This is a genomic window from Nocardia sp. NPDC059229 (assembly GCF_042754165.1).
In the GTDB taxonomy this organism is placed as follows: Bacteria; Actinomycetota; Actinomycetes; order Mycobacteriales; family Mycobacteriaceae; genus Nocardia.
The window spans coordinates 167288-187211 of sequence record NZ_JBHZAK010000004.1 but is presented as its reverse complement, the minus strand read 5'-3'; the positions used below and the strand labels follow the sequence as shown (position 1 = coordinate 187211).

The window sequence follows — 19924 nt, the reverse complement described above, 5'->3', positions numbered from 1 at the left end:
CTGGACGGGTGAGCGAGAAGCTGTCAACCACCACCCGGGATCGCTTGGTCACCGCCGTCGCCGAACTCATGCGGGTCCGGGGCTACAGCGCGATCACCGTCAAACAGATCACCTCGGCGTCGGGCGCCCCGATGGGCTCGCTCTACCACCACTTCCCCGCCGGAAAGTCGGCCATCGCTGCCGAGGCCCTCCGCGTCTCGGGCGCCGCCTACATCCAGCTGCTACCGCTCCTGATGGACGCCCACGACGACCTCCGCGAAGCCGTCCCGGCCGCCTTCACCGCCGCCGCGGAAACCATCGAGCAGGCCGGCTGGATGAACATGTGCCCGGTCGGCACCGTGGCCGGGGAAGTCGCCGACAGCGAACCCGGAATCCGCGACGTGGCAGCGGAAGTCATGAACTCCTGGATCGACGAGGGCACAGGCTATTTCATCCGCCGTGGCCTGGAAGCGGCCGACGCCCGGGAACTGATGATTGCGATTCTCGGTGCGCTGGAAGGAGCTTTCATTCTCAGTCGGACCCTGCGATCGACAGAGCCGCTTTTGGCCGCCGGCAAAACGATGGGTGCCCGTGTCGCAGAAATTGTGAAAAGGCAAGGGATACTGGATATTTCGGGTTCATAGCATGCCTATTTGGCGGTAAATAAATGCATGAATTCGACGGGGGTGACACTCAACGCATGCGGTATCGCCGACCTGGCAGCCGCCGTCGAAACCCTGTCGAATTCCGTCCTGCACGGCAACCTGAACCCGTTCTCCGACAGTGATGTCGTGGAGCTGATGCAGCGCCTGGAAACCTGCAAACGTCAACTGTCGGCGCTGGATTAACGCATGATCATCGAGGCCTGCAACCGCTCACTGCCCGAAGGCAGCGGGGCGAAGGGCGTGGTGCCGTTCCTGCGGCAGACGTTGGGCCTGTCGAGGTACGACGCATCGGTGCGAGTGAAGATCGCCCGCCAGTGCGGTGAATTCTTCGAACCCACCGGACACCTGCGCCCGCCCACCTTGGCCGAGGCCGCCGAAGCCTATGAGGCGGGCGGTATCTCGCGTGATCATGTCCGCAACATCATCGACGTCATGAACCACCTGCCCGCCGACATCCCCGCCGAGGCTCGTACGGAGGCCGAACACATCCTGGTCGGCCATTCCCGCACTGGTTGGCCCGATGACCTGCCCAAGATCGGTCGCGACATCCTCGCCCGCATCGACCCCGACGGCAAGGTCGTCTCCGACGCCGACCGCCGCCGCAAGCGCGGAATGATGCTGTGCCGCCCCGGCATCGATGGCATGTCCTGGATCGAAGGCTGGATCACCCCCGAACTGCGGGCCCTGCTCGATGTGGTGTTCGCGAAGCTGGCGCGTCCGGGCATGTGCAACCTCGAAGACCCCGAAAGCCCCACCGCCACCGCCGGTGTCATCGATTCGAAGGTCCTCGAGGCCGCCGCCCGTCGTGACCGTCGTGATGCCGGTCAACGCACCCACGACGCGCTGTTCGCGCTGCTGCAGCCCGGTGTCGACCCCGCCAAGCTCGGTTCGCACCGGGGTTTGCCGGTGCAGGCCATCCTGACCATGAACCTCGCCGACCTCGAGCGTGGGGCCGGGGTCGCGACCACCGCCTCCGGCGGCCACGTGAGCATCAACGAGGCCCTCAAGCTGGCCGAGGGTACCCGGCCGGTGCTGGCGGTCCTCGACGCCGACGGGTTGCCGTTGTACCTGGGTCGCTGCGAGCGCCTGGCCACTCCGGCACAGCGGTTGGCGTTGATCGCCCGCGGGAGGGGCTGTACTCGCCCGGGATGTGAGGCGCCCGCGAGCATGTGCGCGGTGCACCACATCACCGACTGGGCCAAGGGCGGGCCCACGGATCTGACCAATCTGACCTTGGTGTGCGATCACTGCCATGCGCTGGTCAATGACAGTGCCGAGGGTTGGAGAACCGTTGTTATGGGCGAGGATTCCCCGTATCGGGGGCGGACCGGTTGGATTGCTCCGAAACGTCTTGACCCGACCGGTATTCCTCGGGTGAACGATAGACATCACGTTGGACTGTGGGTCGCCGCTGCGATCGATTCCAGTTGCCGGAGGTGGGGTTCACGGGCCGCGTGATTCCCGGCTGCTCGTGTGCTGCTGGTGTGCGCAGGGACGGGGAGGTGTGGTCACCTCGCCTGCCCTGCCGGACTTGGGCTGACGCCGGGCTGAGAGCCGTCTCCCGCCGATTCCGGCCCAGGGACTGCACGCATCACCTTTTGCAGACACCCCCACCGCAAACTCACTGAGGATCCCCGAACCACTAACGCCCACAGTCATATTCCCGCTACCGCCACACTCGGCACGGCCCTCGCAACCGCTACCACCCTGCGACCGGGATTCCGACCGCAACTACCGCCGCGTCCACGACCGTGACCGCCAGTGACAACCCCCGGGCCACTGCCGGCTGACCGACTATCTCCGATCGCCGGACGCCCGCACCGGCATTCCGCCACTGCCACCGCGATCGTCACCTGCGACGGCCAGCACGGTCACTGCTTGGACCGCCGCCCCGACCGCGACCGTATTCGGCACCTCCGGCGGCCACCACTGCGACAGCCGCCATCACCACTGCTTCGACAGGCGACCGGCACCGGGGGATCGCGACCGAATCGGTTGACCGCGTCTTCAGGGCCCATGGAGTCCTGCCAATTGGTCGGCGCTCGCGGCCGCCCCTCGGGCCCATCAGGCCGGTGACCCAATCCCGGCAGTACGGACCATCTCCAATCCCGACCCCCGTCCTCACCACATCGCCTCCCGCCGGGAGGTCGATCCACGGCGTCACTACTGATCTGCAATGTCCCCCCAAGGGGTGCAAGCCATCGCGTGGCGACCCCAACCCCAATACCTCCTGCAGCAACCCCACATGCGGCTTCAAAGGTGAGGGGGCTGGAAGGTGCAGGCGCGGACGTGAGCCCGGCCTCCCCTCCCTTCTCCAGGCATCTTTTGTCTTTGATCTTTTGGTCTTTTGTCTTTTGCTTTCGGGTTTTGTCCTTTCGGGCTTGACCTGAACCTTGGTCGAGGTTGGAGAGTGGGGTCATGCCAACCGAAACCACACTCAGCGCAGCCCCTTTCGATGCCACTACGATCGACACCCTCGCGCAGTCACTGTCAGCCGCGACAGTGGTCGGGATCGGGGAGTCGACGCGGTTCGCTCAGGAGACGTTTGCGCTTCGGGACGAGTTGTTCCGGAATCTCGTTGTGCACCACGGATTCCGTACGCTCGCTGTCCAGGACAGTGCCGATGTCGGCGAGACCCTGGATGCCTACGTGCGGGAGGGCAGGGGGACGGCGGTGTCGGCTCTCGAGCTGGCCTGGCGTCCCTGGCGTACCGCGGAGATGGCTGCGGCACTGACCTGGATTCGTGAGTTCAACGAGGCCCATCCCGGTGATGAAGTGCGCGTCATCGGCGTCAAGCCGGCCCAGGCCAAACCGGAGGATTACGACGCCGTGCTCGATGCGGTCCGAATCGAGGCTCCGGATCGTGTGGCCGATCTCGCTGTGCATCTGGAGCCCATCCGCACCGCCCACACGCTGGACGAGCACGTCCAACGTGCCCGAGGCGTCCACCCGGGCCGCCCGTTCCTCGACCACGCCCGCGACGCCTCGACGCTCCTCGCCTCGATCCCGGACATCAGCGAAACCGTCCGGGCCCGAATGGCTCTGATCGAGGACTTCCACCGCCACAGCGTCGCGGGCCGCGGCAGCTACGCGGGTGAAGCCGAACTGTGGGCTTCCTCGATCATCGGCCACTACCAGCGCACCGGACTGCGGACCGTGTACTGGGACGGCATATCGCATGTCTCCGCCGATGATGCGGCCCTGGGTCTGGCCGGGGACCAGGTCTCCAAATCCAGTGTGGGCAGCGTTCTCCGTGAGCATTTCGGCCGTGACTATGCCCCGGTGGCCATCGGCTTCCACCACGGCAATCTCGGTGTGGCCGAGATCCCTTCCCCCGCACCGGATTTCCTGGACGCGACGCTGGGTGAGATGGGTCTTCCGCAACTCTGGCTCGACATGCGCACCGTCCCGATCGCAGCCCCCGCCAAGATGCGCGTGATCAGCGGCGTCTACGACCCCGTCCGGGATGCGGACGAGCACTTGGCGATTCGCGACCTGTCCAAGGCCTTCGACATTCTCGTCCACATCCGGGAGGTGACCCCGGTCCACTGGCTGCCGTGAATCCCACGGCCATCCGATGCGTCCCCGTCACATACGCTGCCGCGGTGAGCGAAGACCTGAGTGAAGACGTCCGGCACCCGACGGAAGAGCAACGGCGGCAACGCAATGCGGAGGCCAACCAGTGGTGGGCGCGGAACTACGGACGCCGCGTGGAACTCGGTGGCTTCGGTCAGGCCATGTCGGTATTGCTGGCCGCCGAACTCGATACGTGGTCCCGGACCGAGATCGACGGCGTCTACGCGAAATTGGGGTGGGAATCGACCGGCGACGCAGCTGCGCTGACTGCGGAAGGCGCAGCGCTCGTCGCGGTCGAGACGCCGCATTCGATCACGGCGCCGGGCTTCGGATACGGGGAGATCAAACAGCTCCTGCTGTCGTACCCCTGTCCGCCTGCGCTGGTCGATCACGTGTTCACGACCGCGCTGGCCGAGTGCATCGGCGTCCTCGGCGAACCGGATCTGGTGGGCGGCCCCGGCGCTCTGGCGATCTGGCTGCGCCCCGACGACATCGTGACGCTGGGCCGATCGATCCGCCCGATCGAGGTGAGCCTGCGGATCGAGCCGCGCGGGCCGCGTACGGTCGAGCGCGAATTCGACTGGGAATACGACGAAGAGCACCGGCCCACCGAGTGCTGGCTGGCGTGGCCGGACGAGTCGCGCCGCACCGAGGTCGGCGCCCTCGGCTACCAGGAGCCCGACGCACAGACCCTCGACGAACTCGACGACCACATCGACCGATTGTTCCTCTCCCTGGCGGTGGATCTCCCGGTCCTGCATCCCCTGGTACCGCACGCGATCTGGGTTCTCACCCTGGCCGACGAGCCGGAGTGGGTGGCGCAGGGCTTCTTCGCCTCCAACGCCCAGTCTCGCCTGGAGGTGCGCGAGGAGGGCAGGGTGCGCGGCCAGATGTTCAATCACGGTGTCGCCTCGGCACGGCAGATCGCGGCGGAGACGAAGGCGGCGATCCGCCGGTCGGGCGCGAAATATCCGTCGGACTTGCGGTTTCAGGCGTGGCTGTCTCCCTCGAAGCCCGGGCTGCAGGCATTCCGGCTCGGACTGCAGTGGGACGAGCGGGAGCCGGACGACACCTGACGCCCGCGCTACCCAGGGATACGGCTACCCGACCGCGGGGATGTGGGGGAGCTGGTGGCTCATCCGATCGCGCTTGGTCGCGAGGTAGTGCACATTGTGCTCGGTCGGCTGGGTCTGCAGAGGGATCCGCGCGTGCACCGCGATGCCATTGGCCTGCAAGCCCGACTGCTTCGCGGGGTTGTTGCTCAGCAGGCGTACCGACCGCACACCCAGATCGGCGAGGATGCGGGCGGCGGCGCCGTAATCGCGGGCGTCGATGGGCAGGCCCAGCCGGACGTTCGCGTCCACGGTGTCCGCGCCCGCGTCCTGGAGTTCGTAGGCGCGGAGCTTGTTGAGCAGGCCGATGCCCCGGCCCTCCTGGCCGCGCAGATAGACGATGACCCCGCGCCCGGCCTCGGCGACGGCCTCCAGGGCGGCGTCGAGTTGCTCGCCGCAGTCGCAGCGCAGCGAGCCGAAGGCGTCGCCGGTGAGGCATTCGGAATGCACTCGGGCGAGCGTGTTCTCGCCCGACGGGTCGCCGTGGACGAGGGCGAGGTGTTCCGCGCCGGTGTGGGCGTCGGAGTAGCCGTAGACGCGGAAGTCGCCGAAGCGGGTGGGCAGCCGGGTCTCGACCTCGCGGATGATGCCGTGCTCCAGCTGTTTCCGATGCGCGATCAGGTCGGCGATGGAGACCAGCGGGATACCCCATTCCCGCGCCATGACCAGCAGCTCGGGCAGCCGCGCCATGCTGCCGTCGTCATTGACGACCTCGGCGATGACACCGGCCGGACGCAGCCCGGCCAGTCGCATCAGATCGACGGCGGCCTCGGTGTGGCCCGGACGGCCCAGCACGCCACGGGGATTCGCGCGCAGCGGGAACACGTGCCCGGGCCGGGAGAGCTGGGCCGCGGTGGTGCGTGGGTCGGCCAGCAGGCGCATGGTGTGCGCGCGGTCGGCGGCCGAAATGCCGGTGCTGACACCGGAAACGGCGTCCACCGAGACGGTGTAGGCGGTGCCCTTGGGGTCCTCGTTGATCGAGGTCATCGGCGGCAGCTGGAGGCGGTCGCAGTCCTCGCCGGCCATCGGCACGCAGAGCACCCCGCTGGTGTGCCGCACCAGGAACGCGATGTTCTCCGCAGTCGCGTGCTCGGCGGCCAGGATCAGATCGCCTTCGTTCTCGCGGTTCTCGTCGTCCACGACCAGCACCATGCCGCCGCGGGCCACCGCCGCCACCGCGGCCGCGATCGAGTCGAGTTCACCGGTCATCGTCGACCACCTCCTCCGGCCGCACGGGCTGGCGACCTATTTCCAATCGAAATATGACGAGTGCGGAACAACGAGGTGAGGTCCCGCTCAGCGGTCAGGAAAGTGCGGTCAGTGCACGCCTCGGGCCATAGTGGTGACGGAGTTTTCAGTACGACACAACGGCCCGGAGGCGAATCGCCTCCGGGCCGTTGCTCATTCGGTTGTCAGTGCCTCACACGAGTGTCAGTGCGCGGCACCACCGGTGGCCGGGGTCCGGCCGTGCTTCATGATGAGCGCTCCGATCAGTGCCACCGCGGCCGAGATGGCCACGAAGTAGAAGCTGATCTCGTAGCCCTTGTCGGCGTAGAGCAGCGGGATGTCCTTGGTGACCGGCGCCTGGCCCGCCACCGACACCACGGCCTTGACCGGATTCGCGGTCAGGAACGCGGTGGCCACCGCGAGACCGATACCGGCGCCCATGGCCTGCATGACGCCCAGCATGCCCGCGCTGATGCCCTGCTGTTCCGCCGGCACGCCTTCCACTATCAGGTTCGGCGTGGATGCGTAGTACAGCGCGAACGCGATCCCGTACACCGCGCTGATCAGCGCCTGCGTCTGCCAGCCGTGCGAGAGCGCCGCATAGGCCAGACCGCTGCCGACGAAGATGACCAGTGCCGTCACCAGTGGCCAGCGGGCGCCCGAGCGCCGGATCCACAGGCCGCCCAGGAAGCCGAAGATCATGGCGATCAACGATTGTGCGAGGGTCACGTGGGTGGCGTACTTCAGCAGCGAGAAGTTGTCGCCGTAGCTGTAGCCCGGCTGCAGATCCACCTTGACCATGTCCGGCGGCAAGTGCTGGTACACCATCTCCGGCGGCACCTGCGCGTTCACGACCTCCGGAGTCACCTGCGCATTCACCGTGTCCGTCAGCTTCTTGACCACATCCGGCGGCAGGTCCATGCCCGGCGGCAGCGCAGCCTTGGCCTGTGCCTCGGCCGCGGCGAGCCCCTGTGCTCGCGCCTGAGTGAGAGCCTGGGCCTGTGCCTGGGTCAGGGCACCGGCCTTCACCTGATCCCAGGTGGCGTCCTTGACCTGCGCCACGACCTGATCGGACGGCGGCGACTGGGTCATGTAGCCGGTCGCGTAGGACTGGTAGCCGATCATGAACGAGGCCAGCAGACCGATGAACAGCACCACGCTGACGCGCGGGTTGAACAGCAGCTTCATGTCCATGATCGGTTGCTTGGCACGCATTTCCACGATCGGGAACAGGGCGAGCAGCACCAGGCCGCCGATCAGCCACGCCAGCGTGGAGGGCTTGGTCCAGCCCCAGTCCTGGCCCTTGTCCAGGTACAGCAGGGTGAGGGTGGCGCCCGCGCCGAGCAGCACCGCGCCGACGATGTCCAGGCGCTGCGGGGTGCGCAGCTTCGATTCCGGCACCACGATGATCAGCAGCGGAATCATGATCACGGTGAAGACGAACAGGAACCAGAACAGTCCGCGCCAGCTGTAGTGATCGGTGATGTAGCCGCCGATCAGCGGACCGGCGAGGGCGGATACGCCCAGACCCGTGGAGGCGATGCCGAGGCCGACGGGAACCAGCCTGCGCGGCATCAGGTCCCGGATCAGGCCGTAGGACACCACGGTCGTCGCGATGGCCGTCGCCTCCAGCGCGCGGCCCACGAGGAACACCGCCCAGTTGCTGGTGACGGCGCACAAGGCCGTGCCGATGAGGAACAGCACACCGCAGACCAGGAACATCTTCTTCTTGCCCCAGATGTCGCTGAGCTTGCCGATCAGCGGGGACACGGCGGCACCGAAGATGCCGAAGACGATGATGGCCCAGTTGATGTTCGCGCCCTGGTCGGGGAAGGTGGGCGCGATCTGTCGCAGTGCCGACGCGACCATGACGTACTGCATCGGGGAGACCTCGGTGAACAGCACGATGACCGCGAGGACCGACCAGATCCTCAGATTGGAGGCGCCGTCGAGGCGTCCGGATTCGTTCGGCGCGGGGCTCGGTGGTACCGCGGTGTCGACGGAGGTGGCTCTGTCGTCGTTCAAGGACATGTGGCGTCCTCCAGGGTGGGTAGTAACACGATCGTGTGAACCGTGTCACGGCCACTGGGCGCCGACTATCACCAAGTCCGTTCAGTGGGAATCGCTGGAATTCTGCTTCTTCACAGGCTTCCGGCGGCTACGCTGTCTCGCCAATTTGTCCAAATCTGCCAGCAGGTCCTCGGCGAATTCTTTTTCGGCCTCGTAATGCTTGACGCACCAGCGCAATACCGCGCTGGGATATGCCCAGTCCGGATTCACATCCGCGCCCTCGGCGTCGGCCTGTGCGCGCCGCCGCATGGTCTCGGTGTATTCGATGTGCTGGGTGAGGATCTCGCGCATGCGCTCGGGCTCGGCCAGGTGCCCCAGCCAGGCCCGCAGCATCACGCTGTGCTTGAGGACGGGGGCCTCGACGGGGGAGTGGTTGACCCAGTTCGACGCTGCTTCGCGCCCGCTCTCGGTAATCGCGTACATGCGTTTGCCGCGCATGCCGTCCTCGGACACCACGGTCCGGGAGATCGCGTAGCCGTGCTTTTCCAAACGCTTGAGCTCGGCGTAGATCTGGCTGAACGACGGACTCCAATAGAAGAACTGCAGACTCCAGTCGGCCCATTTCTTCAGGTCATATCCGGACAGTTCTTCGGCGTGCGAGAGCATTCCGAGAACCGCCCACGCCGTTGTGGGAAGTTCCGGAATCGCCTGCGCCTCTTCGGCAGGCACGCCATCGGTCATGATCGAACTGTATCGCCCCCGCATGCCCTGGCTCCGCTCAACGCCAGTGGGCGCGACGCGGGAACAGGGTGCGGCCGGCCTCATGCGCGACCTCGAGCACGACGCGGGCCAGCCGGTCGTAGCTCATGCCGTCGGCGCGCCCGGACAGCGAGAGCGCGGCGGGCGCGGTGCCGCGGCCCCGCAGCGGCGCTGCGACACAGGCGATTCCGGCGACGGCCTCCTCGCGGTCGATGGCCACGCCCTGCCGCATGCGGATCTGCTGCAGCTCGCGCGAGAGCGCCTCGGGCTCGCAGATGGTGCGCGGGGTCAGGCGCGGCAGCCGGGTGCGCAGCGCGGCCTCGGCGATGTTCGGCTCCAGGCAGGCGAGCATGGCCTTGCCGAGCGCGGTGGCGTGCGCGGGCATCCGGCCACCCAGGCGGGTGGGCAGGCTGGCGGCGAAGCGGCCGCCGGCCTTGTCCAGGTAGACCACGTCGCGGCCGTCGAGGACGGCCAGGTGTCCGACCATGCCGGTGCGCTGGCTCAGCTCGTGCAGCAGCGGGGACACGGCATCGCGAATCTCGTTGTGGTCGGCGGTGAGTCCGCCGAGCTCGAGTGCACGCATGCCCAGCCGGTAGCCGCCCGAGGTGTGGGCCAGCCAGCGCAGCTTGATCATCTGGTCGAGGATCCGGTGCACGGTGGACCGCGGCAGCCCGGTGCGCTCGACCAGGCCGAGCAGCGTGAGGGTGGGGGTGGATGCGTCGAATGCGTCCAGGATCAAGGTCATCCGCTCGATCATCGAGACGGGAACTTCAGCGCTGGCGCGAGATTCCTTGGCGCGCATGGGGTTGTGTGGGTGTCGAGACTCCGCCGGGGGCAGCATGGTGACGGACATATGTACCTCCGTTGGTTCATATCCAGTCTAGGACTATTCCGATTAGGCATGTACCTAGTTCGGAGCTTGTGCTAGCCATCACAGTGCCTTGTGCCACAACCTGCGGAATCGGGAGAACTACGTAAAACCTACGCATCCGTGTCCCGATCACCGAACCACGGAGTTGACGCCTCCTGCGCGCGACCTGCTGTCATGACTGCTAGCTATATTTCGGATCGAAATAAGGAGGCGCCGGTGCTTACTGGTGTCAATGTGCCCGGCGGCCGGACACCGGCCATCGACGCGACGGCATTCAAGACCGTTCTCGGCAGGTTCTGCTCGGGAGTCACCGTGATCACCGCCCTTGCCGAGGACGAACCCCTCGGCTTCGCGTGCCAGTCGTTCGCATCGCTGTCCATCGACCCGCCGCTGGTGAGCTTCTTCCCGGCGCGGACCTCGAGCACCTGGCCGAGGATCCGCGAGGTGGGCCGGTTCTGCGTGAACATCCTGGCCGACGATCAGGCCGAGATCTGCCGTCAGCTCGGGCGTCCGGGCGCTGACAAGTTCGCGGGCGTGGAATGGACCGGCTCGGAGAACGGCTCGCCCTTGCTCGCCGGGGCTATGGCCTCCATCGACTGCGAGCTGTACGACGAAGCCGACGGCGGCGACCACACCATCGTCATCGGTCGCGTGACCTGCTTGAATGAGCATTCCGAGGCGAAGCCGCTGCTGTTCTACCGCGCGGCGTTCGGTCGTCTCGACACGCAGTAGGCACGGTCGTCCCGAGCATCAGTGGGCGTAGTCGCCCCGGCCATCGGCCGGCGCGGTCGTCTCGTCCATCAGTAGTCACAGCCCGGCCAGTGAGACTGCGCTGTCGTCGCCGTCACATCGGCCGCAACCATCGAAGCAAGGCAAGGGAGAGGAATTCACATGACCACCATGGACGGTGAGGTGCGGGTCATCGACGCGGGCAAGCCCCCGGCGCGATTCGCGCGCGGCTGGCACTGCCTGGGCCTGGCCGACTCCTTCCGCGATGGAAAGCCGCACACCGTCAAGGCTTTCGGCACCGAGATCGTGGTGTTCGCGGCCGAGGACGGCACCCTCAACGTGCTCAACGCGTACTGCCCCCACATGGGCGGCAACCTGGCCGACGGCACCGTCAAGGGCGACTCCATCGCCTGCCCGTTCCACGACTGGCGCTGGAACGGCAAGGGCAAGTGCACCGGCATCCCGTACGCGCGCCGCGTGCCCCCGCTGGCCCGCACCAAGGCGTGGCCGACCATGGTCGAGAACAAGATGCTGTTCGTCTGGAACGACCCGGAGGGCAAGCAGCCGCCGGCCGAGCTGGCGATCCCGCGCATCGACGCCGCCTTCGACGACGAGTGGACCGACTGGACCTGGAACTCGATGATCGTCGACGCCAACTGCCGCGAGGTCGTCGACAATGTCGTGGACATGGCGCACTTCTTCTACGTGCACTACGGCTTCCCGACCTTCTTCAAGAACGTCTTCGAGGGCCACACCGCCAGCCAGTACATGACCTCCGTGTCGCGTGAGGACATGATGGGCGAGACCGCCAAGGCGCTGGGCGGCAAGAACGTCCTGCAGTCGGAGGCCTCCTACTACGGGCCCTCCTACATGATCGACTACCTCAAGAGCGAGAGCCCGAACGGGCTGGTCGTCGAGGGTTACCTGATCAACTGCCACTACCCGATCAACGAGAGCCAGTTCGTGCTCATGTACGGCGCGATCGCCAAGAAGCCGGAGGGCGTGCCCGCCGCGCAGGCGCAGGAGATCGCCGAGAAGTTCGTGGGCGGCCTGGGCAAGGGCTTCGAGCAGGACGCGGCCATCTGGAAGCGCAAGTCGCGCATCAACAATCCGCTGCTGTGCGAGGAGGACGGGCCGGTCTACCAGCTGCGTCGCTGGTACGAGCAGTTCTACGTGGACACGGCCGAGGTCAAGGACGAGATGACCGACCGCTTCGAGTACGAGGTGGACACCACCCGCGCGGTCACCGCGTGGGAGGCCGAGGTCGCCGACAATATCGCCAAGCGCGAAGCCGCCGTTGCGAGCAACGTCTCCGGCGCAGTGGCGCAGGGCTGAGAGACGCTGCCATGGACAAGGTTTCGTGCCGGTCCTGCGGGACCTGCGTGCTGGTGGAGAAGTACAGCGACCAGCACACCAGCGTGCAGTGGAACAGGGACGCCCAGGCCGCCTGCACGGAACTCGCGGACACCGGGCTGCGAGCTCACACGTGCCCGGCGCTGCGGGCCAGCATCGACGAGGCCGTCGCCTCGGGTGCATTGACCGTCAGCACGCGTGACGTGGACGTGCGCACTCGCGGGCGAACTCTGGCCTGAGTGGAGTCGCCGGCTGCGGTCGGCGTCCTCCGGGTGGGCCTCCCGACATCGTCGGCGGTCGGCCCCGAGTAGCGGATACCCCTCCGGGACGGGGTCGAAACTGACAGCACAGGAATGGAACTGGTGGAACGGATGACGGTCACGGACTTCGAGGTGGACGCGGCTGTGGAAGCCGCGCAGGTGAGCGGGATCACATCGGTGCGGATCGTGCGCGTGGTGCGCGAGACGGCCGACGCGGTGTCGCTCGAGCTGGCGCCGGACGCCGCGCACGCCGACCGGTTCTCGTATCGTCCGGGACAGTTCCTGACCCTGCGCATCCCGAGCGATCTCACCGGGTCGGTGAGCCGCTGCTACTCCCTGTCGAGCGCGCCGCACGAGGGCGGTCCGCTGAAGGTGACCGTGAAGCGGACCGTCGACGGCTACGGCTCGAACTGGCTGTGCGACAACGCCACCGAGGGCCTGACCCTGGACGTGCTGCCGCCCGCCGGCATCTTCACCCCGGATTCGCTGGACACCGACCTGCTGCTGTTCGCCGGCGGCAGCGGTGTCACGCCGGTACTGTCCATCCTGAAATCCGTGCTGGCACAGGGCTCCGGCCACTGCACGCTGATTTACGCCAACCAGCACGAGAATTCGGTTATCTTCGCCGAGGAGCTCGCGGAACTGACTGCCGCGCACCCGGATCGGCTCCTGGTGCTGCACTGGCTGCAGTCGGTGCAGGGCTTGCCGCGCGTGGCCGGTCTGGCCGCGATGGCGCGTCCATGGGCGGGCCGGGAGGTTTTCGTCTGCGGTCCCGGTCCGTTCATGGACGCGGTCGCGTCGGCCATGGCCGAGCTCGGCGCGGACCGCAAGCGCGTCCACTCGGAGAAGTTCGTCTCGCTGTCGGGCAACCCGTTCGAGATCGACACGGCCGCAACCGAGGTGGTGGCCGACGACGGTGACGCCGCCCTCGCGCGGGTCGAGCTCGACGGCGAGAACCACGAGCTGACCTGGCCGCGGCAGCAGACCCTGCTCGACACCCTGCTCGCCAAGGGCCTGGACGCCCCGTACTCGTGCAAGGAGGGCGCGTGCAGCGCCTGCGTGTGCCGGGTGGTCTCCGGCGAGGTGAGCATGCGCCGCAATGAAATCCTGGAGGAGGAGGACATCGCCGACGGCTATGTGCTCGCCTGCCAGGCCGTTCCCGTCACCGACGACGTCACCGTCACCTATTCCTGATATCCCGAATCTCCCGAGGAGTATCACCATGGCTGCCTTCGCCTCGCTCGGCTACGTGCGCGCCCAGATCGCCGATGTGGACGCCTGGCGCGCATTCGCCTTCGACACCATCGGTTTCGCCGAGGGCTCCGGCCCGAACGCCGATTCGGTGTACCTGCGCGTCGACGAGCACACCTACCGGCTCGAGCTGGTGCCCGGCGACCGTGACGCGGTCATCGCCGTCGGCTGGCAGGTCGCCGACCGGCGCTCGCTCGAGCTGGTGCGCGAGATCCTGGAGAAGGCCGGCGTCGCGGTCACCACGTTGACGCTCGCCGAGGCCGCCAACCGGCACGTCGAGGAGGCCATCGCCTTCGTCGATCCGTCCGGGTTCACCATCGAGGTCTTCCACGGCCCGCTGCTGGACCACAGCCCGGTGGTCGGCAAGTTCGGCAATCGGTTCGTCACCGGGGACCTGGGTCTGGGCCACGTGGTGCTGCCGGTGCGCGATATCGAAGAGGCTCGCAAGTTCTACACCGAGGTGCTGGGCTTCGCCTCCCGCGGCTCGTTCCGGGTGGGTCCGCCCGAGCATCCGATCTGGATCCGCTTCATGGGCGTCAATGCCCGCCACCACAGCCTGGCGCTCATCCCGGGTTCGCGCCCGGACGGCCCGGGAATCGTGCACGTCATGATCGAGGTGGACTCGCTCGACGATGTGGGCCGCGCCCTGGACCGCGTGAACAAGGCGGGCTACCACCTGTCCTCCACGCTGGGCCGCCACACCAACGACAAGATGATCTCCTTCTACGTCCGCACGCCGGGCAACTGGGATCTCGAATTCGGTTGCGAGGGCATGCTCGTCGGCGACGACTACGTCGCCGAGGAGATGACCGCCGACAGCTACTGGGGCCACGAGTGGGCTAGGGGCTGACCCACCCGCACCCGCGCTCCCGGCACGGAAGGACAGTGACATGCGTGCGGTAGTCATGCGGAATCGGAAACTCGTGGTCGACGAGGTGCCCGAACCGGTCCCCGGACCCGGGCAGGTGCTGGTCGAGACCATCGCCTGCGGGATCTGCGGATCCGACAGGCAGGCGCTCGACCACACCGACGAGTTCCTGCAGGCCTCGCGCGAGAGCGGCGTGCCGACCTTCCTGTTCGATCCGCACCGGGACCTGGTGCTGGGCCACGAGCTGGCCGCCCGGGTCATCGGCGCCGGACCGGACACGCCGTTCGTGCCGGGGCAGCACGTGGTCGCGCTGCCCTGGGCGCTGGATGCCGCGGGCGGGATCCACGGAGTCGGATACTCCAACGAGTTCCCGGGCGGCTTCGGCGAGCGCATGGTGTTGCAGGCCATGGCGCTCGAGCCCATTCCCGATCAGGTGCCGCCGCATGTCGCCGCCCTGACCGAGCCGCTGGCGGTCGGGTTCGGCAATGTGGCGCGCACCGGCATCGGGCCGGACGGGACCGGGATCGTGATCGGTTGCGGGCCGGTCGGTCTGGGTGCGGTGGCCGCGCTGGCCGAGCGCGGCGTCGCACCCGTCGTGGCCTCGGATCCGTCGAAGCTGCGCCGGGAGGCCGCGCTGCGGCTGGGCGCGCACCGGGTGGTGGATCCGGCCGTCGAGGATCCGGTCGAGGTGTGGCAGGAGCTGTCCGCGCCGGGGCAGAAGCTGCACGTGTGGGTGTGCGCCTCGGTGCCGGGACTGCTCAACGACCTCATGTACAAGGTCCCGCGTGAGACGGCCATCCTGCAGATCGGCGCGGTCATGACCGACGATGTCATCCGGCCCATCGTCGGCATCTACAAGGACATCTCGCTCCAGATGTGCATGGTGTACCCGCACGAGGAGTACGCGAAGACCCTGCGCCGCATCGCCGATGGCACCGTGGACGCCGCCTCGCTCATCACCGATCAGGTGGGCCTGGACGGGGTCGCGGGCGCCATCGAGTCACTGCGCAATCCCGACGATCACATTCAGATCCTGGTCCGTCCCGGAATGTGAGCGCGCACCAGCCGGCAGAAGTCGACCGGGTGCAGGCCGTCCGCGCGCTGCCAGAGGGCGGCGTCGACGGCGGTGTGCTGCGAAATATGTTCGGACACAGTGAATCCGTGCCGATCGAGCAGCGCTGTCACGGCCTCGGGTGAGAAGAAGCTGAGCAGCGGCTCACCCTGTTCGGCGGTGGCGGCGAGCGCGAATTCGGCGAAGACACGGCCGGATTCGTCGCGCAGCTCCGGCAGCAGCGCGTATTCCATCACCAATTCGGTGCCGGGCGCCCAGCCCGACAGCGTGTCCAGGGTGGCGCCGATCGCCGATTCGGTCAGATACATGGTGACGCCCAGCCAGCTCACCAGGGCGGGCCGATTCGGGTCGAAGCCGTGCGCGGTCGATTCCGCGGCCAGGTCGTCGCGTTCGAAATCGACGCCGACGAATTCGACCGTGGCGACGCCGATTCCGGCGGCGGCGAGCAATTCCCGCTTCCACGCCTGGGTGGCGGGATGGTCCACCTCGTAGACCGCGACCCGCCCCGCCAGGGGCGAGCGGTAGGCGAAGGTGTCCAGGCCCGCGCCGAGGATCACGTACTGCTCGAACTCGCCGGCCGCCAGCCGGGCCTCGGTGTAGTGGCTGCGGGCGCTGACCTGGGATCTGGTGCCGCTGAGCACCGGGTGATCGCCGGACTCCCGGTGATAGGAGATGAGTTCGGCGGCCCGCTCGCCCAGCAGCGTCTCGGCCACGGTGTCCTGGAACAGATGTGGTGGGCGATCCACGATCAGATGCGCGGCGCGCCCGGCCGCCGCCATCATCGCGGTCCGGCTCGGGCCCCTGTTGTCCGTCGAGCCGTTGTCCATCGAATTCTCCCTCCACGTAAGGATGCTCGGCAGCCCATTATCGGTAATCGCTACCGCGAGACCCGATGGTAGACAGGAGAATTCGATTTCGCTTTCACCATATCACACGGAAATGAATTCCCGATTACGGCGAAATGCCGTCGGACTATCGATCGGTGAAGGTGATCCGGACCGTCACCGGATCGCTCTCCAGCGCCGCGAAGAAGCCGCGGGTGAACGGGGCCAGCGCCGGATGCGGGGCGAAGGTGCGGGCGCGGGCCACCACATCGTCGTCGGGGAGCAGCGCAGCGGTGCCGGTGCGCCAGTTATCACCCTGGCGGACACGGACATTCGGGTTCGCCGTGAGGTTCAGGCCCCAGCCCGACCGCAGGCCGTGCTGGCAGATGGCCCACGCGCCCTCGTCGTCGAACAGCAGCGACACCGGCACGCGGCGCGGCTGCCCGGACTTGCGGCCGACGGTTTCGATCTCGCTGGCGAAGGCGGTGCGGATGCCGATCCGGTCCAGGGCGCGGACGGTCGGGTTCATCACGTAGCGGCCCAGGGCGCGCTCGGTGCGGAACTTGCGGGCCGCCCGGTCGGCGGTGGTGCGCGCGTCGGCGGTGCGCGGGGCGGCGGATCGCTTGCTGCGGAAGGCGTCGAAGCCGTTGCGGCGCAGCATGGTCACCGCCGTCAGCCAGGGCGAGCGGTCCGGATCGGGATCCTTGCCCGCGCCGAGCCGGTGCAGCTGATCGGTGTGCCACTGCAGGTCGAGCGCGCCGTCGAAGGACTTCAGGCCGCTATTGGCGGCCAGGCGCGGGGGCAGGCCCAGCGAGATGTGCGGAGGGCGCAGCGCATCGGTGCGCTCGGTGAGCAGATCGGCTGCGGCGCTCGGGATCACGGCCGTGGGACGGCCCAGGCCGACCAGGTCGCAGGTGCCGCCGGCCAGCGCGTCGGACATGGCGGCGCGGGAGCGGAAACCGCCGGTCACCGCGATCGGGACCGAGCCCGCGGCCTGCCGGGCGGTCTCGGCGTAGTCCAGGAAGTACGCCTCGCGGGCGCGGGTGCTGGCCGAGGCCGTGCGCGGCCGGCCCATCATGGCGGGGGATTCGTAACTGCCGCCGCTGATTTCGAACAGGTCCACCTGCTCGCCGGACAGCTCCTCGATGACCGTGCGCGACTCGTCCTCGGTGAAGCCGCCGCGCTGGAAGTCGGCCGAATTGAGTTTGATGCCCAGCCCGAAGCCCGGGCTCACCGCCGCGCGGATGCTGCGCGCCACCTCGACGACGAATTGCCGCCGCCGCTCGGCGTCGCCGCCCCAGCCGTCGGTGCGCTGATTCGACAGCGGGGACAGGAACTGCGAGACCAGATAGCCGTGCGCGCCGTGGATCTGGACCCCGTCGAATCCGGCGGCCTCGGCGACCCTGGCGGCGCGGCCGAAGCGGGCGATGATGTCGAGGATCTCGTCCTCGGTCAGCTCACGCGGGGCGGGCACGCCGGGGATGCCCATGGCAATGGCCGAGGGTGCGACCGCGCGGGTGCGGGTGACGATCGGATTGGCCTGCCGTCCGGGATGATTCAGCTGCACCCAGACCTTCGCGCCGCCGTCCTTGGCGACCTTGGCCCAGCGGGTGAGGGCCTCCAGATGCCGCTCGTCCTCGATGGCCACATTGCCGGGTTCGCCGCAGTGGCGGCGGTCGACCACGACATTGCCGGTGACGATGAGGCCGTAGCCGCCGCGGCTCCAGTGGCCGTACAGTCGTTCCAGCCGCGCGTCGGGGGCATTGTCGCCGTTGGCCAGCCCTTCGCTCAGGGCGGACTTCATGATCCGATTGGGTAGCACCTGACCGCTGGCCAGCGGCAGGGGATCGTGCAGGGTCGACTGTCGCGCGGTGGATGCTGACGGCATGGTGTGGCCCCGATTCCTCGTCGAAGAGTTGAGCGGCGGACTACACTGAGTAGACCAATCGGTATATCCGAAAACGGTAGTACACCGATCGGTATAGAGCAAGGAGGAACCGTCCATGGGTGCCCGCGACCGCCTCATCGACAGCGCCATCGCCCTGATGCGGTGCAATGGCATCGCCGGGACCGGCATCGCGCAGCTGCTCGAGCACAGCGGCATCTCCCGCCGGTCCATCTACCTGAACTTCCCGGGCGGCAAATCCGAACTGGTCGCCGAGGCCACCCGGACCGCCGGACAGGCCACCAGCGCACTCATGCGAACCGTCACCGCCGGCACCGATCTGGCCGGCGCCATCGCCGCCTTCCCGGCTCTGTGGCGTGACGTGCTGGTCTCGAGCGACTTCACCGCGGGCTGCCCGATCGTGGCCGCGGCCCTCGGCCGCTCGGAATCGCCCGAGGCGGCCGACGTGGCGGGGGAGACCTTCGGCGAGTGGGAGGGCATCCTCGCCGACCGGCTCGAGGCCGAGGCCGTGGAACCCGCCACTGCCCGCTCCCTGGCGACCACCATCATCGCGGCGGTCGAGGGCGCGGTCGTCATGTCGCTGGCGACCCGCTCGACCGCACCCCTGGAACGGGCCGGCCAGCAGATGGCCGACCTGGTCGCCCTGCACACGGGCAGGACGACCTCGGTCGCCTGAGCCTCAGATCAGGCTCAGGCCGCCGTCGATGGTGACGATGGTGCCGGTGGTGTAGCCGGACCGATCCGAGGCGAGAAACGCTGCCATATCGGCGATTTCACGCGGATGGGCCGGGCGGCCGAAGGGGAAGTCCGCCGCCATCTCGGCGAAGCGGGCATTGGTCTCGATGAGTGTGGTGATGCGCGAGGTGGCCACCGGGCCCGGATTGATGCCGACCACCCGGATGCCGTCGCGCCAGCTGCGGCTGCCCAGCGCGCGGGTGAACGCCATGAGCGCCGCATTGCCGGTGCTGCCCGCGATGTACTCGGCATCGGGCCGCTCGCCCGCCGAACCGATGACGTTCACGATGACGCCGCCACCGCGCTGCTTCATGTCCGCGTAGACACGGCGGCTCAGGTCGATGTAGCCGAAGACCTTGAGCTCCCACGCGTGCCGCCAGGTTTCGGCGTCGACCGCCGCCAGGGGTCCGGCCGGAATGTCGCCGGCATTGTTGACCAGGATGTCCGGCGCGCCGGCCGCGTCCGCCAGCCCGGTGAGATCCTCGGCCGACCGCAGGTCCACCGGGTGGGAGCGCACGTGCACCCCGTACTCGGCGCGCAGCCGCTCGGCAATCTCGTCCAGCCGCTCCTCGTTGCGGGCGGCCAGATGCAGGTGGCAGCCCTCCGCGGCGAGTACCCGCGCGATCTCCGCGCCGATGCCCGCCGACGCGCCGGTCACGAGCGCGGTTCTGCCGCCCAGTCTCAAATCCATTGGCCCATCTCCTGAATCTCGTGTCCGATGCCGATG

19 protein-coding genes are annotated in these 19924 nt (G+C 67.9%); 12 read left to right on the top strand and 7 right to left on the bottom strand.

What is annotated here, in order from left to right; translation table 11 throughout:
• Positions 1-8 precede the first annotated feature (8 nt).
• The 5 genes from ACFXHE_RS12175 to ACFXHE_RS12155 all read left to right on the top strand — a co-directional run bounded on the left by ACFXHE_RS12175 (position 9) and on the right by ACFXHE_RS12155 (position 5296).
• Entirely contained in the window at positions 9-623 is a 615-nt protein-coding gene (locus ACFXHE_RS12175; protein ID WP_379382405.1) for a TetR/AcrR family transcriptional regulator, read from the top strand.
• Positions 624-650: 27 nt separating this feature from the next.
• On the top strand, positions 651-827 hold the full coding sequence (locus tag ACFXHE_RS12170) for a hypothetical protein (protein WP_379382403.1): 177 nt from the start codon (positions 651-653) through the stop codon (positions 825-827).
• Between the two features lie 3 nt (positions 828-830).
• The gene (locus tag ACFXHE_RS12165; RefSeq protein ID WP_379382401.1) at positions 831-2102 is read left to right on the top strand and encodes a DUF222 domain-containing protein; all 1272 of its coding nucleotides are present in this window, start codon (positions 831-833) and stop codon (positions 2100-2102) included.
• Positions 2103-3062: 960 nt separating this feature from the next.
• Complete coding sequence (locus tag ACFXHE_RS12160) at positions 3063-4205, top strand: erythromycin esterase family protein (protein ID WP_379382400.1); 1143 nt, start codon at positions 3063-3065, stop codon at positions 4203-4205.
• A 44-nt stretch (positions 4206-4249) separates the two neighbouring features.
• Complete coding sequence (locus ACFXHE_RS12155; protein WP_379382398.1) at positions 4250-5296, top strand: hypothetical protein; 1047 nt, start codon at positions 4250-4252, stop codon at positions 5294-5296.
• Positions 5297-5320: 24 nt separating this feature from the next.
• Here the strand turns inward: ACFXHE_RS12155 and ACFXHE_RS12150 are convergent, their stop codons facing one another.
• From ACFXHE_RS12150 to ACFXHE_RS12135, 4 genes are all read right to left on the bottom strand, one after another.
• Positions 5321-6541 carry a bifunctional 3,4-dihydroxy-2-butanone-4-phosphate synthase/GTP cyclohydrolase II gene (locus ACFXHE_RS12150; RefSeq protein ID WP_379382396.1) on the bottom strand — a complete coding sequence of 407 codons (1221 nt, stop codon included), beginning with the start codon at positions 6539-6541 and terminating at the stop codon, positions 5321-5323.
• Positions 6542-6763: 222 nt separating this feature from the next.
• Positions 6764-8590: an MFS transporter gene (locus ACFXHE_RS12145; protein ID WP_379382394.1), complete on the bottom strand. Its 1827-nt coding sequence runs from the start codon at positions 8588-8590 to the stop codon at positions 6764-6766.
• A gap of 81 nt (positions 8591-8671) precedes the next feature.
• The gene (locus ACFXHE_RS12140) at positions 8672-9310 is read right to left on the bottom strand and encodes a PadR family transcriptional regulator (RefSeq protein WP_379382392.1); all 639 of its coding nucleotides are present in this window, start codon (positions 9308-9310) and stop codon (positions 8672-8674) included.
• 37 nt (positions 9311-9347) lie between these two features.
• Positions 9348-10181 (bottom strand): IclR family transcriptional regulator, encoded by an 834-nt coding sequence (locus ACFXHE_RS12135; protein WP_379382390.1) that lies wholly within the window; start codon positions 10179-10181, stop codon positions 9348-9350.
• A 234-nt stretch (positions 10182-10415) separates the two neighbouring features.
• Between ACFXHE_RS12135 and ACFXHE_RS12130 the strand changes: the two genes are divergently transcribed.
• From ACFXHE_RS12130 to ACFXHE_RS12105, 6 genes are all read left to right on the top strand, one after another.
• On the top strand, positions 10416-10931 hold the full coding sequence (locus ACFXHE_RS12130) for a flavin reductase family protein (RefSeq protein ID WP_379382389.1): 516 nt from the start codon (positions 10416-10418) through the stop codon (positions 10929-10931).
• A 159-nt stretch (positions 10932-11090) separates the two neighbouring features.
• A complete protein-coding gene (locus ACFXHE_RS12125) occupies positions 11091-12263 on the top strand; it encodes a Rieske 2Fe-2S domain-containing protein (protein ID WP_379382387.1) in 1173 nt (390 codons plus the stop codon).
• Between the two features lie 11 nt (positions 12264-12274).
• Complete coding sequence (locus ACFXHE_RS12120; RefSeq protein WP_354834988.1) at positions 12275-12520, top strand: hypothetical protein; 246 nt, start codon at positions 12275-12277, stop codon at positions 12518-12520.
• Between the two features lie 132 nt (positions 12521-12652).
• Positions 12653-13735 carry a 2Fe-2S iron-sulfur cluster-binding protein gene (locus ACFXHE_RS12115; RefSeq protein ID WP_379382385.1) on the top strand — a complete coding sequence of 361 codons (1083 nt, stop codon included), beginning with the start codon at positions 12653-12655 and terminating at the stop codon, positions 13733-13735.
• A gap of 28 nt (positions 13736-13763) precedes the next feature.
• A complete protein-coding gene (locus ACFXHE_RS12110) occupies positions 13764-14642 on the top strand; it encodes a VOC family protein (protein ID WP_379382383.1) in 879 nt (292 codons plus the stop codon).
• 40 nt (positions 14643-14682) lie between these two features.
• Complete coding sequence (locus ACFXHE_RS12105) at positions 14683-15714, top strand: zinc-binding dehydrogenase (RefSeq protein WP_379382381.1); 1032 nt, start codon at positions 14683-14685, stop codon at positions 15712-15714.
• On the opposite strand, the gene ACFXHE_RS12100 is transcribed toward ACFXHE_RS12105, so the two are convergent.
• Together ACFXHE_RS12100 and ACFXHE_RS12095 are read right to left on the bottom strand one after the other, a co-directional pair.
• Entirely contained in the window at positions 15687-16559 is an 873-nt protein-coding gene (locus ACFXHE_RS12100; protein ID WP_379382379.1) for a class I SAM-dependent methyltransferase, read from the bottom strand. The two genes, ACFXHE_RS12105 and ACFXHE_RS12100, sit on opposite strands and share 28 nt — an antisense overlap.
• Before the next feature lie 145 nt (positions 16560-16704).
• Complete coding sequence (locus ACFXHE_RS12095; RefSeq protein WP_379382377.1) at positions 16705-18444, bottom strand: nitroreductase family deazaflavin-dependent oxidoreductase; 1740 nt, start codon at positions 18442-18444, stop codon at positions 16705-16707.
• A gap of 115 nt (positions 18445-18559) precedes the next feature.
• On the opposite strand from ACFXHE_RS12095, the gene ACFXHE_RS12090 reads away from it, so the two are divergent.
• Complete coding sequence (locus ACFXHE_RS12090; RefSeq protein ID WP_379382375.1) at positions 18560-19138, top strand: TetR/AcrR family transcriptional regulator; 579 nt, start codon at positions 18560-18562, stop codon at positions 19136-19138.
• Between the two features lie 3 nt (positions 19139-19141).
• Here the strand turns inward: ACFXHE_RS12090 and ACFXHE_RS12085 are convergent, their stop codons facing one another.
• Entirely contained in the window at positions 19142-19888 is a 747-nt protein-coding gene (locus ACFXHE_RS12085) for a short-chain dehydrogenase/reductase (protein ID WP_379382374.1), read from the bottom strand.
• Between the last annotated feature and the right edge of the window lie 36 nt (positions 19889-19924).